Origin of the sequence: Streptomyces tauricus (assembly GCF_014650955.1) — a bacterium.
GTDB lineage: Bacteria > Actinomycetota > Actinomycetes > Streptomycetales > Streptomycetaceae > Streptomyces > Streptomyces tauricus.
On sequence record NZ_BMVY01000003.1, the window covers coordinates 57,617 to 72,265 of the forward strand.

The following is a 14,649-nucleotide window of genomic DNA, read 5'->3' on the forward strand; positions in this document are numbered from 1 at the left end:
CGGCACAATACGACGCGTGAACGCCGAATCCCACAGGGCGACGCCCGCTGCCGGCTCCGGAGCCGCGGTACGACGGCTCGCCGTACCCGGCGGGATCCTCCTGGCCGTCGCCGCGGCCTTCGCGTACGTGGGAACCGTCGATCCGAACGAACCCGGCCACTACCCGGCCTGCCCACTGTTCCGGTACACGGGCCTGTACTGCCCCGGCTGCGGAGGGCTGCGCAGCGCCCACGCCGTCGTGCACGGGGACCTCGGAACGGCCCTCGGGGCCAACGCGCCCGCCGTGATCGGCTATCTGGTCTTCGCCGTGCTGTGGACCGTCTGGGTGGTCCGCACGGTCCGGGGCCGCCCGACGCGCGTCGATCCCGGGGCGCCCCTGCTGTGGGCCCTGGGCGCGTTGTTGCTGGTCTTCACCGTTGTCCGGAACCTGCCGTTCGGTGGCTGGCTGCACCCTTGATCAATCAGGGAACGTCCAGGTAGTGGGACCGGCGTCAACCGGATGTGAGGCCCAAGCCCTCCTCCGGATACCATCGCAGTGACCACCGGTTTCGCCCGATGCGACGAAACCCCGGTCGACGCAGAACCGCTCGCACCGCATGAACCGCTACAACCGTTCACCGTCACGGAAGGGGGCCGCTCGCGTGAGTGTGCTCGACGAGATCATCGACGGAGTCCGTGCCGACCTCGCGGAACGGCAGGCGCGCGTCAGCCTCGACGAGCTCAAGGAGCGCGCCGCGAAGGCTCAGCCCGCCAAGGACGGTGTCGCGGCCCTGCGCGGCGACGGCGTCAAGGTCATCTGCGAGGTCAAGCGCTCCAGCCCGTCCAAGGGCGCCCTCGCCGCGATCGCCGACCCCGCGGCCCTCGCCGCGGACTACGAGGCGGGCGGCGCGGCCGTCATCTCCGTGCTCACCGAACAGCGCCGCTTCGGCGGCTCGCTCGCCGACCTGGAGGCCGTCCGGGCCCGGGTCGACATCCCGGTGCTGCGCAAGGACTTCATCGTCACGTCATACCAGCTGTGGGAGGCCCGGGCGTACGGGGCCGACCTCGCGCTGCTCATCGTGGCCGCCCTCGACCAGCCCGCCCTGGAGTCCCTCATCGAGCGCGCCGAGTCCATCGGACTCACCCCGCTCGTCGAGGTGCACGACGAGGACGAGATCGACCGGGCCGTGGAGGCCGGGGCGAAGGTCATCGGCGTCAACGCGCGCAACCTCAAGGACCTCAAGGTCGACCGCGGCACCTTCGAGCGCATCGCACCCGAGATCCCCGCGCACATCGTGAAGATCGCCGAGTCCGGTGTCCGCGGCCCGCACGACCTCATCGCCTACGCCAACGCGGGCGCCGACGCCGTACTCGTCGGCGAGTCGCTGGTGACCGGCCGGGACCCGAAGACCGCGGTCTCCGACCTGGTCGCCGCGGGCGCGCACCCCGCGCTGCGGCACGGACGGGGCTGACCTCTCCCGATGAGCGACGGCCGGACCCCCGCCGCCACCACCCGTCCGGGCTCCCGCCCCGACGGTGGTCCGGCGTGTGTCCGGTCCGTCGCCGCGGGGATCTCGGCGGCTCCCGGGCCCTACGCCCGGCTCGCCCGCGGCTGCCGTCCGCGCGGCTGCCGGGCGCCCGCGCGGCGCGTGCACGGCCGCCGGGTGCGGTACGTCATCGGCGACGAGCCGGGCCAGGTGAACGGCATGCGATGGCGTCGGCGTGCGAGCGCCGCCCACATCGACGCCACCGCCGCCGGTGGGCCCCGCCCCGTTTCCTGACGGGGTACGGCCCGGTCCGGCACCGCCGATCACCACCGTGCGGGCTTCCCGCCGTCGCGAGGGCGTCCGCCGCCCGCGCGGGCTTCCCGCCGTCGTGTGGGCTTCCGCCGTCGCGGTGGAGAGCGGCGTACGGCGCATCCGTGACCGTCATCCGACCTGTTGACCGGGGCCCACGCCCCTGCGAGGTAACCGCATGTCCAGCGAGTTCTTCATTCCCGACCCCGAGGGTCACATCCCCAGCGCCGAGGGCTACTTCGGCGCGTTCGGCGGCAAGTTCATCCCGGAGGCGCTGGTCGCCGCCGTGGACGAGGTCGCCGTCGAGTACGACAAGGCCAAGTCCGACCCCGAGTTCGCCCGGGAACTGGACGACCTGCTCGTCCACTACACCGGCCGGCCCAGCTCCCTCACCGAGGTCGAGCGGTTCGCCGAGCACGCCGGGGGCGCCCGTGTCTTCCTGAAGAGGGAAGACCTCAACCACACCGGCTCCCACAAGATCAACAACGTGCTCGGCCAGGCCCTGCTCACCAAGCGCATGGGCAAGACCCGCGTCATCGCCGAGACCGGCGCCGGCCAGCACGGCGTCGCCACGGCCACCGCCTGCGCGCTGTTCGGCCTCGAATGCACCATCTACATGGGCGAGATCGACACCGAACGCCAGGCGCTGAACGTGGCCCGGATGCGCATGCTCGGCGCCGAGGTCATCGCGGTCAAGTCCGGCAGCCGCACGCTGAAGGACGCCATCAACGAGGCCTTCCGCGACTGGGTCGCCAACGTCGACCGCACGCACTACCTGTTCGGCACGGTCGCCGGGCCCCACCCGTTCCCGGCGATGGTCCGCGACTTCCACCGCGTCATCGGCGTCGAGGCCCGGCGGCAGATCCTGGAGCGCGCGGGCCGCCTGCCCGACGCGGCGATCGCCTGCGTCGGCGGCGGCTCGAACGCCATCGGCCTCTTCCACGCCTTCATCCCGGACGCGGACGTACGCCTCATCGGCTGCGAGCCCGCCGGACACGGCATCGAGACCGGCGAGCACGCCGCCACCCTGACGGCGGGCGAGCCGGGCATCCTGCACGGCTCCCGCAGTTACGTCCTCCAGGACGAGGAGGGTCAGATCACCGAGCCCTACTCGATCTCGGCCGGACTCGACTACCCGGGCATCGGCCCCGAGCACGCCTACCTCAAGGACAGCGGCCGGGGCGAGTACCGGGCCGTCACCGACGACGCGGCCATGCAGGCCCTGCGTCTGCTCTCCCGCACCGAGGGCATCATTCCGGCCATCGAGAGCGCCCACGCGCTCGCCGGAGCCCTGGAGGTCGGCCGGGAACTCGGCCCGGACGGACTGATCGTCGTCAACCTCTCCGGCCGCGGCGACAAGGACATGGACACGGCCGCGCGGTACTTCGGCCTGTACGACGAGGGCGCCGACGCCGTCGTCGAGGCGGACGCCGGCAGCGGCACCGCCGAGATCGAGGGGGACGCCAAGTGAGCGGCAACGTACAGCTGTTGAGTGACACCCTCGCCGGGGCGAAGGTGGAGGGCCGGTCCGCGCTGATCGCGTACCTGCCGGCCGGATTCCCGACCGTGGACGGCGGCATCGCGGCGATCAAGGCCGTCTTCGACGGCGGCGCGGACGTCGTCGAGGTCGGGCTGCCGCACAGCGACCCCGTCCTGGACGGCCCCGTCATCCAGACCGCCGACGACATCGCCCTGCGCGGCGGAGTCAAGATCGCCGATGTGATGCGCACGGTCCGCGAGGCGTACGAGGCGACCGGCAAGCCCGTCCTCGTGATGACGTACTGGAACCCCATCGACCGCTACGGCGTGGAGCGCTTCACCACCGAGCTGGCCGAGGCGGGCGGCGCCGGGTGCATCCTGCCCGACCTGCCCGTCCAGGAGTCGGCGCTGTGGAGGGAGCACGCGGAGAAGCACGGCCTCGCGACCGTCTTCGTCGTCGCGCCCAGCAGCAAGGACGCCCGCCTCGCCGACATCACCGCGGCCGGCTCCGGCTTCGTGTACGCGGCCTCGCTGATGGGTGTCACCGGTACCCGCGCGTCCGTGGGCGCCCAGGCGCAGGACCTCGTCCGGCGCACCAAGGCCACCACCGACCTCCCGGTCTGTGTCGGCCTCGGCGTCTCGAACGCCGTACAGGCGGCGGAGGTCGCGGGCTTCGCCGACGGCGTCATCGTCGGCTCGGCCTTCGTGAAGCTGATGCTGGACGCCCCCGACGAGGCCGCGGGCCTGGACGCCGTACGCGCGCTCGCCGCCGACCTCGCCCAGGGTGTGCGCGGCACGGTGTAGCGCGGAATGATGGAGTGATGAACGGTTCACTCACTCGAACGGGTGGACCTGGGGCCGGGGAGGCGCGGTGCGCCTCCCCGGTTCGTTCTGCGGGATGTGAGCGAGAAGAACCGTGAGGGAAAGCGCACCGCCCGCGAGCGGCTGGCGGAAGAGCGAGACAAGCACAAGAAGACGGAGAAGCGCCGCCGGGTCCTGGTCGTGGGCGGAGCGATCGTCTGCGTCCTGGCCCTGGCCGGGGTGATCGGCGTCCTGGCTGCGAACTCGGGCGGCGACAAGGCGGACTCCGAGGCGGGCCCGCTGACGGCTCCCTCAGGGGCGAACGGCGACGACAGCCTCGCCATCCCCGTCGGCAAGGAGAGCGCGAAGTCGACCCTCACCGTGTGGGAGGACTTCCGCTGCCCGGCCTGCAAGAGCTTCGAGGACGCCTACCGCTCGACGGTCCATGAGCTGACGGAATCCGGACAGCTCAAGGTCGAGTACCACCTGGCGACCCTGATCGACGGGAACATGCGAGGCAGCGGCTCCCTGCGCGCCGCCAACGCCGCCGCGTGCGCCCAGGACGCCGGGAAGTTCCCCGCGTACCACGACGTGCTGTTCGAGAACCAGCCCGCCGAGACGGACGACGCGTACGCGAAGAACAGCAAGCTGATCGAGCTGGCCGGCAAGGTGGACGGACTCACCACCGACACGTTCAAGAAGTGCGTCGAGGACGGCACGCACGACAGCTGGGTCGCCAAGTCCCACCAGGCCTTCCAGGGCGGCGGCTTCAGCGGCACCCCGACGGTCCTGCTGAACGGGAAGAACATCTACCAGGACCAGACGATGACCCCGGCCAAGCTGAAGCAGCTGGTGCAGCAGGCCGACAAGGCGTGAGCCCGGCGGGCGGCCCGGCCGGGTGTGCCCCCCCCCGGCCGGGCCCCGGCGGCCTCGCCCCGTCTCGTTATGGACCCGTAGCCCGGGCGGGTTGCCGTACGTGCCGCCCGGCAGGGTAGCGTCGACTCCGCCATGGAACTTGCCTATATCCCCAGCCCCTCGCGCGGTGTGCTGCACCTCGGCCCCATTCCGCTGCGTGGCTACGCGTTCTGCATCATCATCGGCGTCTTCGTAGCCGTCTGGCTCGGCAACAGGCGCTGGGTCGCGCGCGGGGGCCGGCCAGGCACCGTGGCCGACATCGCCGTGTGGGCCGTGCCCTTCGGCCTCGTCGGCGGGCGGCTCTACCACGTCATCACCGACTACCAGCTGTACTTCAGCGACGGTCAGGACTGGGTCGACGCCTTCAAGATCTGGGAGGGCGGCCTCGGCATCTGGGGGGCCATCGCGCTCGGCGCGGTCGGTGCCTGGATCGGCTGCCGCCGCCGCGGCATCCCGCTGCCCGCCTGGGCCGACGCCCTCGCCCCCGGCATCGCCCTCGCGCAGGCCATCGGCCGCTGGGGCAACTGGTTCAACCAGGAGCTGTACGGGCGCGAGACCGATCTGCCCTGGGCGCTGCACATCACGTCCGTGACGGACGGCCGCGAGCCCGGCTACTACCACCCGACGTTCCTGTACGAGTCGCTGTGGTGCATCGGTGTCGCGGTCCTCGTCATCTGGGCCGACCGCCGCTTCAAGCTCGGCCACGGCCGCGCCTTCGCGCTGTACGTCGCCGCGTACTGCGTGGGCCGCTTCTGGATCGAGTACATGCGCGTCGACGAGGCCCACCACTTCCTGGGCCTGCGTCTGAACGGCTGGACCTCGATCGTCGTCTTCGTCCTCGCCGTGCTCTACATCGTGCTGTCGGCGCGACGCAGGCCGGGCCGCGAGGAGGTCGTCGAGCCGAACGCGCCCGACGACACGGACGAGGCCGGCACGGACGAGGACGGCACGGCGGTGGACCTGGACAAGAAGTCCGAGGACGACACCGAGAGTGCCGACTCCGCCGAGCAGAAGGCGGAGGCCAAGGAAGAAGACAAGGCGGAGGACAAGACGGAGGACGAGGCAGAGGTGAAGGGCGAGGCCGAGTCGGCCAAGAAGGCCTGACCACTTCGGGTACGTGGAAGGGGGCGCCCCAGGATCTGGGGCGCCCCCTTCCACGTACCCGCGGTCCCTACGTGCGGCGGGCCAGCGCCAGGGTGCGGTGCGCCCCCGCCACCACCGCCGGGTCGATGAAGCGGCCGTCGGGGAGGGCCTGGGCGCCGGGCCGGCCGGCCGCCGCACCGAGGATCGTCTCGGCCGTCTCGATCTCCTGCGGCGTCGGGAGATAGGCCGCCTCGATCACCGGGAGCTGCCGGGGGTGGATGGCCGCGCGGCCGAAGAAGCCCAGGGCACGGCCGTGGGCGCAGGACGCGGCGAGGCCGTCGAGGTCGCGTACATCGGGGTGGACGGACTGGGGCGGTGGGGCGAGGCCCGCCGCGCGGGCGGCCAGGACCACTCGGGAGCGCGGCCAGTCGAGGCCCGCGTCGGCGCGTACGCCCAGGTCGGCCCGTAGGTCGGTCTCGCCGAGCGCGATGCCGCGCAGGGCGGGATGGGCGGTGGCGATGGCGTAGGCGTGTTCGACGCCGAGGGCCGATTCCAGGAGGGCGTACAGGGGGAGGTGCGGCGCGCGGTCCGCCGTACGCAGGATCTGGGCGGGGGAGGAGACCTTCGGCAGGCGCAGGCCCGCGAGGGTTCCGAGTGGGGCGAGGGCGTGGAGGGCGGCGAGGTCGGCCGCGAACTCCGGGCCGTCCAGGGCGTTGACGCGGACGTGGACCGGGACCGGGGGCGGCTCGGCCAGGAGGTCGGCGGTGGCGGCGCGGGCGTACTCCTTGCGGTCGGGGGCGACCGCGTCCTCCAGGTCGACGAGGACCACGTCGGCGTCGGCGGCCAGTGCCTTGGCCATCGTCTCGGGGCGGTCGCCGGGGACGTACAGCCAGGTCAGCGGCACCTCCCTCATCGGCTGCGTGGTCTGCGTGGTCTGCGGGGGTTGTGTGGGCTGAGTGGCCTGAGTGGCCTGAGTGGCCTGAGTGGCCTGAGTGGCCTGGGTGGTCACAGGGCGCCCTCCGCCCGGAGTTTGGTGATGTCGTCGTCCGTCAGGCCGAGTTCGGTGAGGACCGCGTCCGTGTCGGCGCCGTGCGGGCGGCCGGCCCAGCGGATCCCGCCGGGGGTGTCGGTGAGGCGGAAGAGGACGTTCTGCATACGCAGCGGGCCCAGTTCGGGATCGTCGACGGTGGTGATCGAGTCGAGAGCCGCGTACTGCGGGTCCTCCATGACGTCGCGTACGTCCTGGACGGGCGCGACCGCCGCCTCCGCCTTCTCGAAGGCGTCGATGACGTCGGCGCGGGTGTGCCGGGCGATCCACGTGCCGACCGCCTCGTCGAGGACGTCGGTGTGGCGGGCCCGGTCCGCGCCCGTGGCGAACCACGGTTCGGTGATCAGCTCGGGGCGGCCGACCAGGCACATCACGCGTTCGGCGACCGACTGGGCGGACGTCGAGACGGCGACCCAGGTGCCGTCGGCGGTGCGGTAGGTGTTGCGCGGCGCGTTGTTCTGCGAGCGGTTGCCGGTACGGGCCTGGACATGGCCCAACTGGTCGTACCAGAGCGGCTGCGGGCCCAGCACCGTGAGGATCGGCTCGATGATCGCCATGTCCACGACCTGCCCGCGGCCCGTGCGGTCGCGGGCCGCCAGCGCCGTCATCACCGCGTACGCCGTGGCCAGGCCCGCGATCGAGTCGGCGAGGCCGAAGGGCGGCAGGACCGGCGGGGCGTCCGGTTCACCGGTGATCGCGGCGAACCCGCTCATCGCCTCGGCGAGCGTGCCGAAACCGGGGCGCCGGGAGTACGGGCCGAACTGGCCGAAGCCGGTGACCCGGGCGAGGACCAGGCGGGGGTTCGCGGCCGACAGCTCCTCCCAGCCGAGGTCCCATTTCTCCAGGGTGCCCGGCCGGAAGTTCTCGATGATCACGTCGGCGGAGGCGGCGAGGCGCAGGAGCGTGTCACGGCCGCCGTACGTGGAGAGGTCCAGGGTCATCGTGCGTTTGTTGCGGCCGAGGAGTTTCCACCAGAGGCCGATGCCGTCCTTCGACGGGCCGTGGCCGCGGGACGGGTCCGGTCTGCGGGGGTGCTCGACCTTGACGACCTCCGCGCCGAAGTCGCCGAGCATCGTGGCGGCGAGGGGGCCGGCGAAGAGGGTCGCCAGGTCGAGGACACGGAGGCCTTCGAGGGGGGTGGAGACGGGGGCGGTCGCGGGGGTGGGCGTGGGCGTCATGGGTGTGGGGCCTCCGGGGGGCTGGGGCGGGCGGCCAGGCGGGCGGTCAGTTCGGCGAGGGAGTCGAAGCCTGTTCCGTCGAAGTCGCCGATGGTCGTGGCCAGGCGGTTCTTCAGGGGGGTCGTCCAGCGGGACGGAAGTGCTTCCGGGGCGCCCGCGAGCAGGCCCGCGATCGAACCGGCCGTCGCGCCGTTCGAGTCGGTGTCCCAACCACCCGACACCGCACGGCAGATGGAGGCCGTGAAGTCGCCGTCCGCGTGGGTGAGGGCGGCGGCGAGCAGGGCCGTGTTGGGGACGGCGTGCACCCAGTGGTAGGCGGAGTGGGTGGCGTGCAGGTCGTCGACGACTCGGTCGAAGTCCTGGTGCTGCCCGGCCAGTTGGACGGCGTGGTGGATCGCTCGGGCCAGGCGGGAGTCCGGCGGGACGACGGTCAGGCCCGTACGGAGGCAGGTGTGGATGTCGCTCCTGCCCGTGGCCGCTTCCGCGATGACGGCCGCCGTGAACATCGCCGCGTAGACGCCGTTGGCGGTGTGGGTGAGGACGGCGTCCCGGTACGCCTGTTCCGCGGCGGCCCCGGGGTCGCCGGGGTTGGTCCAGCCGTGGACGTCCGCGCGGATCAGGGCGCCGATCCACTCGCGGAACGGGTTGCGGTGGCGGGCGGTGTGCGGGGGTTCGATGCCGTCGAGGAGGTTGCGGTAGGCGACGCGTTCCGCCGTGAACGTACGGCCCGCCGGGAGTTCGTCCAGCCAGAGGCGGGCCACGTCCGTGGTGGTGAAGTCCCTGCCGTGGCGCTGGAGAAGGAGGAGGTTCAGGAGGGGGTAGTTGAGGTCGTCGTCCTCCGGCATGCCGTCGATGTTCTCGGCTAGGGAGGTGGAGACGGAGCGGCGGTTCCAGGGGTACTCCGCTTTGAGGTCGGGGGGCAGGCCGCGGTCTGTGAACCAGGTGGTGAGGGGCCAGTTGCCGGTGGCCTCGGCGAGTTGGCGGATGCCTTTCAGGGGGAGTTTCTCCACGGGTTTGCCCAGGAGGCAGCCGGCGGCTCTGCCCAGCCAGGCTGCGTGCAGGGCTGTTCCTTCCCCGGACCCGCCCCTTCCCGAAAGTGGGGGCTGCGCCCCCACGCTCCCCGGCTTTCGGCTGAGGTCGGCCGTGCAGAGAGCTTGGATCTGGGCGAAGTCCGTCGGCTCTTTGTGGGTCAACGTGCTCGGCAGGTCTGACAGTTCGTCCAGGAGGTCTTGGGACAGGGCTCGTAGGTAGGGGGAGGCCGGGTGGGGGGAGGCGCCTGCTCTGTGGGGGCAATGGGGGCCGCCCGCTCTGTGCCAGCGGGCCGCGATGGCCGCGGGGTGTCGGCCGTCCTCCTGGGCTTGGCGGAGTTCGTGGCCCAGGAGGTCTTCCGGCTGGACCCACGTCAGACGCAGAGGAGGAGTCATGACAGCTCCGCGTACGCCTTCTCGTGGGCGCGGCGGCGGGTGACGTCCCGGGTGAAGATCTCCTGGGTCACCTCGGTGAGGGTCCTCGCGGGCGCCTGGAGGTCCAGGCGGCTGGCCTCCGCGACCGTCTTGGCCCAGTCGGACGGGATCTCCGCGCCCAGGGCGCCCGCGAGCGCGCCGGACATCGTGGCGATCGAGTCGCAGTCGCGGCCGTAGTTCACCGAGCCCAGTACCGCGTGCCGGTAGTCGCCGCCGGAGACCAGCAACATCGCCAGCGCCACCGGGAGTTCCTCGATGGAGTGGATGCGGGACGGGCGGCGCGCGCCGAGGGAGGGGGTGCGGTAGTCCGGGCCGACCGTGTCGTACGGGGCGACCGCCTCGCGCAGCGGACGCAGCGCCGACTCGAAGTCCGAGTACCGCGTGGCCGTGTCGCAGACCGTCTCGATCGCGGCCCGTGTGCCGTCCTTCGCCACGGCGAGACAGGCCTCGACCACCGAGTCCGGGGTCGCGCCCGGGGTGCAGGCCGCCGACACGGCCGCCGCGAAGACACCGGCCGCCTCACGCCCGTACGACGACTGGTGGGCGCCCGCGATGTCGAGGGCCTCGGCGTACGCGCCCGCCGGGTTCGCCGCGTTGACCAGGCCGACCGGGGCCATGTACATCGCGGCCCCGCAGTTGACGATGTTGCCGGTGCCGGCCTCGCGCGGGTCCACATGACCGTAGTGGATGCGGGCCACCAGCCACTTCTCGGCGAGGAAGATGCGCTGGAGGGGCAGGGCGTCCGCTTCGAGTTCCGGGATCCAGCGGGGCGTCGTCATCAGGTCGGGCACCAGGTGTCCGGCGACGGCGTACGCGTCCAGGTGGTCGCGGACCGTCGCGTAGACCCGTACCAGCGCGTGCGTCATCAAGGTGTCGTCGGTGACGTGTCCGTCGCCCTTGTGGTACGGGGCGACGGGGCGGGCCGTGCGCCAGTCGTCGCCGTGCCAGGGGCCGACGACGCCGTGGACGCGTCCGCCGTGCCGTTCGGTGATCTGCTCGGGGGAGTAGCCCTCCACGGGGCCGCCGAGCGCGTCGCCGACGGCGGCTCCGACGAGGGCTCCGGTGATCCGTTCGTCGAGGGCCGCTGTTCGCGGTTTCGTTTCGGCTGTTTTGGGTGTCATGACCCGAATCATCCCTCCGGGAGGGCCAGTTCCGTCGCTTCCAGCAGATCGGCGAGTCCGATGAGGTCCGTGCCGGTCAGGCGCGGCAGCGTGCAGCCGGAGAGGGTGCGGCAGGCGTCGCGCCAGGCGGCGGGGATGGCCGTGCCGCCGCCGAGTGCGCCGGTCAGCGCGCCGGCGAGGGCCGGGGCCGAGTCCGCGACCCGCGACAGACACGCCGCCGCGGGCACCGCCTCCGCGATCCGGCCGCGGGCGGCTACGGCGAGGGCCAGGGCGACTGGGACGGTCTCGGCGGCGGCGATGCCGTAGCTGTAGACGTGGTCGACGATCTGGTGTTCCAGGAGGGGGACGAGGCCGAAGGCACCGTGCCCGTCCGCCTCGGAGGCGCGGGCCAGGGCGAGGGCGTGGCGGGCGTTGCGGCCGATCTCCGTGGCGTCCGGGAGTTCGGCGAGGGCCGCTTGCGCGCAGGCGTCCACGTCGGCGCCGCTCAGTGCGAGGGCGACGGCCGCGGCCATCGCGCGGGCGCCGTGCACGCCGTCGCCGTCCTGGGTGTAGCGGGCGTCGAACTCGGCGAGTTCCGCGGCGGACCGGGGGTCCCCGGCGTGGGCGATCGCCAGGACGCAGGCCCGTACGCAGGCCGCGTCGTCGAAGTAGTGGGGGTTGTCGTGGCCCGAGGCGGGCGGGCGCAGGCCGGTGGCGAGGTTGCCGAGGCCCGCGCGCACGGAGATGCGGGCCCGCAGGGGGAGTACGGCCGACTCGACCTCGGGGGCGCGGTCCGCTGCGGCGGCGACCTCGCTGGCGATGGCGTTCCAGGAGAGGTCGATGGCCGCGCGCATGCGGCGGTCTCGGCTGAGGTCGCCCAGTGCGGCGGCGTCCGCGGCGCGTAGGACCGCCTCCGCGGCGAAGGCCGCCCACTCGGCGTCGTCCGAGGGGCCGAGTCTGAGGGGTTCCGGGGGTTGGTTGAGGGCGATGGGGACGGGGAGGGTGGTGGTCGCGTTCTGTTCGGCGAAGGTGTCCAGTTCGCGGGTGAGGCGTCTTGTCCATTCGGGCATGCGGGTCGCTCTGTGGCGGGCTGCGGGCCAGCCGGCGGCGTCGCCTGCGGCCAGGCCGAGGAGGAGGCCTTCGATGCGGCGCGGGGGTGTGGGGGCGGGCTTCGGGTGCGGCGCCGTTGTGGTGTGTCGCGCCGTTCCCCGCGCCCCTGAGAGGGGCGGTGCCGTTGTGGCGGAGTGCGCGGTTCCCCGCGCCCCTGGGTGGGTCGGGGGTGGAGGTGGGTTTGTCGGGTGTGGGTCGGTGAGGGTTGAGTGCGCCGTTCCCCGCGCCCCTAGGTGAGTGGGGGCTGGGTGCGCGGTTCCTCGCGCCTCTGGGGCGGTGAAGGGTGGGGTGGGGGTCATTGGGTTTCCTCTGGTGGGGTCAGTAGGTCTGCTACGTCCAGGACGTGGTGGCCGCGCATGGAGGGGAGGCAGCTGCCCTTCGCGGGGCCGATCGCCGCCGCCCAGGCGGGTGGGATCGCGGCGGCGCCGCGCGTGGCGCCGGCCAGGGCGCCCGCCACCGCCGCCGTCGTGTCGGCGTCGCGGCCCATGTTGACCGCCGTGAGGACGGCCTCCTCGAAGTCGCCGTCGGCCGCCGCGTACGCGCCGAAGGCCAGGGCGACGGCCTCGGGGGCCAGGTCCGTCCACGGGTAGCCGCCGATGACGACCGCCGAGCGGACCGCGCGTTCGCCGCGGTGTGCGCAGGCCACCGCCCTGCGCAGCGAGCGGGCCGTCCAGGAGTCGTCGGGGATCACGGCGAGGGCGGAGGCGACGACGACGATCGTGGGGGCGCCCGCCATCGCCGCCGCGACGCCCGCCGCGACGGCCTGGCCGCCGTAGATGCCCTCGCCGTCGTGGCTCACCGAGCCGTCGATCGCCACCAGCCGTGCCGCCTCCGCGGGGCGGCCCGCGGCGAAGACCCCGAAGGGGGCCGCCCGCATGGCGAGGCCGTCGCTCCAGGCGTGTCGGTGCTGGGCGGAGATGGGGGCGGCGAGCCCCCGGCGCAGGTTCTCCAGCGTGCCCCGTTCGCTGAAGCCCGCACCCCGGAACGGCCCCTCGTCCCGGTCCGCGATCCACTGGTGCCAGGCCGCCTCCACGTGGGCGACCGTGAGCGCCGAGCCGTGCCGGGCCAGCAGCAGGCCCGAGAAGATCGCGTACTCGGTGTCGTCGGTGCCGGCCGGGTGCTCGGCCACGTATCCCGTGATGCGGCCCCAGCGTGCGCGGATCTCGGACGGTTTCATGTTCTCGGCCGGTGCCCCCAGCGCGTCCCCCACCGCGAGTCCGAGCAGGGCGCCGCGTGCCCGTTCGCGGAGAGCGGTGGCGTCCCCGGGCGCCGGTACCGGCGGAACGCAGGCGATCGATGCCATGGCGGGCCCTCTCCGTCACGGGGTCCCAGGTGATCGAGAGGCCAGACGCAGGCCGATCGGGAGCCCCTTTGCGGATGTGTCCCCCCGTGGGGGTCCACCGGAGCCTCACGCGCCGCAGAGTCACCCGGTCGACATTCGTGCGCAGGTCCGCACGGATGAGCGAATAGGGGTGAACGTGCAGGTAAGTACGGCCTTCCTTGCTGGCGGGGGCGGAATTTCAGGCGTAGGTTCGCAGTTGTCCAAAAGTAGAAGAAGTCCAGACAAGCAGTGAACGAGCACCTGGGGGACACCCGCATGGCCATCATCGAGACCGAGGCCGCGCTGCACGAGGCGCACCGCGACAACCACACCCACCGGGACGTGAACGGCGGGTGGCTGCGCCCGGCCGTCTTCGGCGCGATGGACGGCCTCGTCTCCAACCTCGCGCTGATGACCGGTGTGGCGGGCGGCGACGTCTCCCACCGGACCGTCGTCATCACGGGGCTCGCGGGGCTGGCCGCGGGCGCCTTCTCCATGGCCGCGGGCGAGTACACCTCCGTCGCCTCGCAGCGCGAACTCGTCGAGGCCGAACTCGACGTCGAGCGGCGGGAGTTGCGCAAGCACCCGCAGGACGAGGAGCGCGAGCTGGCGCTGCTCTACGAGGCCCGTGGCGTCGAGCCCGCCCTCGCCGGTGAGGTCGCCCGGCAGCTGTCCCGGGATCCCGAACAGGCGCTGGAGATCCATGCGCGGGAGGAGCTGGGCATCGACCCCGGCGACCTGCCCTCGCCGGTCGTCGCCGCCGTGTCGAGCTTCGGCGCGTTCGCCCTGGGCGCCCTGCTCCCCGTCCTCCCGTACCTGCTGGGGGCCGCCGCTCTCTGGCCCGCCCTGCTCCTCGCCGCCCTCGGGCTGTTCGCCTGCGGTGCGATCGTCGCCAAGGTGACCGCCAGGTCGTGGTGGTTCAGCGGGCTGCGACAGCTCGCGCTGGGTGGGGCCGCGGCCGGTGTGACGTACGCCCTGGGCAGTTTCTTCGGATCGGCCGTAGGATGACCGGCATCGCCTGATCGCGCACCTATGCAAGGGACTGCATAAGTAGTCGTTACTCGGCGGTTTCGAACGCTTAACCATTGGGCATGAGCCGTAAGCGCCGTGGGCAACGACGCCCGCGCCGCGCCACACGCACATCATGAGCAGCAGGTGACGTTGCCTGCCGCGATCGGGCCGACGGTCATGGATCTGACCGAAAAGGCTCCCTTTTTCAGCCGCCACGAGCGGCGCCTCGCCGCGACCCGCGGCGTCCGCATGCTGGAACGCGGTATCCGGTTCACGAGAACCGCTCCATCATGTAACCTGCACGAAATTTTGCACTCTCGCTAAGGGCCAACGTCGTCCCTCGGCACTTGCCCCCAGAGCCTCAA

Annotated in this window: 15 protein-coding genes; 9 read left to right on the forward strand and 6 right to left on the reverse strand. The window is 72.6% G+C overall.

Annotated elements, in window-relative coordinates:
• The first annotated feature begins 7 nt into the window (after positions 1 to 7).
• The 7 genes from IE278_RS07355 to lgt all read left to right on the forward strand — a co-directional run bounded on the left by IE278_RS07355 (position 8) and on the right by lgt (position 6,074).
• On the forward strand, positions 8 to 457 hold the full coding sequence (locus tag IE278_RS07355; protein ID WP_189770486.1) for a DUF2752 domain-containing protein: 450 nt from the start codon (positions 8 to 10) through the stop codon (positions 455 to 457).
• Positions 458 to 641: 184 nt separating this feature from the next.
• Positions 642 to 1,451, forward strand: coding sequence for an indole-3-glycerol phosphate synthase TrpC (gene trpC / locus IE278_RS07360; RefSeq protein WP_189770004.1), 810 nt, complete (start codon positions 642 to 644; stop codon positions 1,449 to 1,451).
• 9 nt (positions 1,452 to 1,460) lie between these two features.
• The gene (gene trpM, locus IE278_RS07365; protein ID WP_246570121.1) at positions 1,461 to 1,760 is read left to right on the forward strand and encodes a tryptophan biosynthesis modulator TrpM; all 300 of its coding nucleotides are present in this window, start codon (positions 1,461 to 1,463) and stop codon (positions 1,758 to 1,760) included.
• 193 nt (positions 1,761 to 1,953) lie between these two features.
• Positions 1,954 to 3,246 (forward strand): tryptophan synthase subunit beta, encoded by a 1,293-nt coding sequence (trpB, locus tag IE278_RS07370; RefSeq protein WP_189770006.1) that lies wholly within the window; start codon positions 1,954 to 1,956, stop codon positions 3,244 to 3,246.
• Positions 3,243 to 4,058, forward strand: a complete 816-nt coding sequence (trpA, locus tag IE278_RS07375) for a tryptophan synthase subunit alpha (RefSeq protein ID WP_189770009.1) — start codon at positions 3,243 to 3,245, stop codon at positions 4,056 to 4,058. The genes trpB and trpA overlap by 4 nt, the downstream gene beginning before the upstream one ends.
• Positions 4,059 to 4,154: 96 nt before the next feature.
• Complete coding sequence (locus IE278_RS07380) at positions 4,155 to 4,931, forward strand: DsbA family protein (protein ID WP_189770011.1); 777 nt, start codon at positions 4,155 to 4,157, stop codon at positions 4,929 to 4,931.
• Between the two features lie 132 nt (positions 4,932 to 5,063).
• Positions 5,064 to 6,074, forward strand: a complete 1,011-nt coding sequence (gene lgt, locus IE278_RS07385; protein ID WP_189770013.1) for a prolipoprotein diacylglyceryl transferase — start codon at positions 5,064 to 5,066, stop codon at positions 6,072 to 6,074.
• A gap of 67 nt (positions 6,075 to 6,141) precedes the next feature.
• Here the strand turns inward: lgt and IE278_RS07390 are convergent, their stop codons facing one another.
• From IE278_RS07390 to IE278_RS07415, 6 genes are all read right to left on the reverse strand, one after another.
• Entirely contained in the window at positions 6,142 to 6,966 is an 825-nt protein-coding gene (locus IE278_RS07390; protein ID WP_189770015.1) for an HpcH/HpaI aldolase/citrate lyase family protein, read from the reverse strand.
• Positions 6,967 to 7,058: 92 nt separating this feature from the next.
• Positions 7,059 to 8,279 carry a CaiB/BaiF CoA transferase family protein gene (locus IE278_RS07395; RefSeq protein WP_189770017.1) on the reverse strand — a complete coding sequence of 407 codons (1,221 nt, stop codon included), beginning with the start codon at positions 8,277 to 8,279 and terminating at the stop codon, positions 7,059 to 7,061.
• Entirely contained in the window at positions 8,276 to 9,703 is a 1,428-nt protein-coding gene (locus tag IE278_RS07400; protein ID WP_189770019.1) for an ADP-ribosylglycohydrolase family protein, read from the reverse strand. Before IE278_RS07400 ends, IE278_RS07395 begins: the two co-directional genes overlap by 4 nt.
• Positions 9,700 to 10,863 (reverse strand): ADP-ribosylglycohydrolase family protein, encoded by a 1,164-nt coding sequence (locus tag IE278_RS07405; protein ID WP_189770021.1) that lies wholly within the window; start codon positions 10,861 to 10,863, stop codon positions 9,700 to 9,702. The genes IE278_RS07400 and IE278_RS07405 overlap by 4 nt, the downstream gene beginning before the upstream one ends.
• Positions 10,864 to 10,871: 8 nt before the next feature.
• Positions 10,872 to 12,251 (reverse strand): ADP-ribosylglycohydrolase family protein, encoded by a 1,380-nt coding sequence (locus tag IE278_RS07410; RefSeq protein ID WP_373311931.1) that lies wholly within the window; start codon positions 12,249 to 12,251, stop codon positions 10,872 to 10,874.
• A complete protein-coding gene (locus IE278_RS07415) occupies positions 12,248 to 13,255 on the reverse strand; it encodes an ADP-ribosylglycohydrolase family protein (RefSeq protein WP_189770023.1) in 1,008 nt (335 codons plus the stop codon). Before IE278_RS07415 ends, IE278_RS07410 begins: the two co-directional genes overlap by 4 nt.
• 294 nt (positions 13,256 to 13,549) lie before the next feature.
• On the opposite strand from IE278_RS07415, the gene IE278_RS07420 reads away from it, so the two are divergent.
• Both IE278_RS07420 and IE278_RS07425 read left to right on the forward strand, forming a co-directional pair.
• Positions 13,550 to 14,281 carry a VIT1/CCC1 transporter family protein gene (locus IE278_RS07420; RefSeq protein ID WP_189770489.1) on the forward strand — a complete coding sequence of 244 codons (732 nt, stop codon included), beginning with the start codon at positions 13,550 to 13,552 and terminating at the stop codon, positions 14,279 to 14,281.
• Positions 14,282 to 14,380: 99 nt separating this feature from the next.
• A complete protein-coding gene (locus IE278_RS07425; protein WP_189770025.1) occupies positions 14,381 to 14,608 on the forward strand; it encodes a hypothetical protein in 228 nt (75 codons plus the stop codon).
• Positions 14,609 to 14,649: the final 41 nt, after the last annotated feature.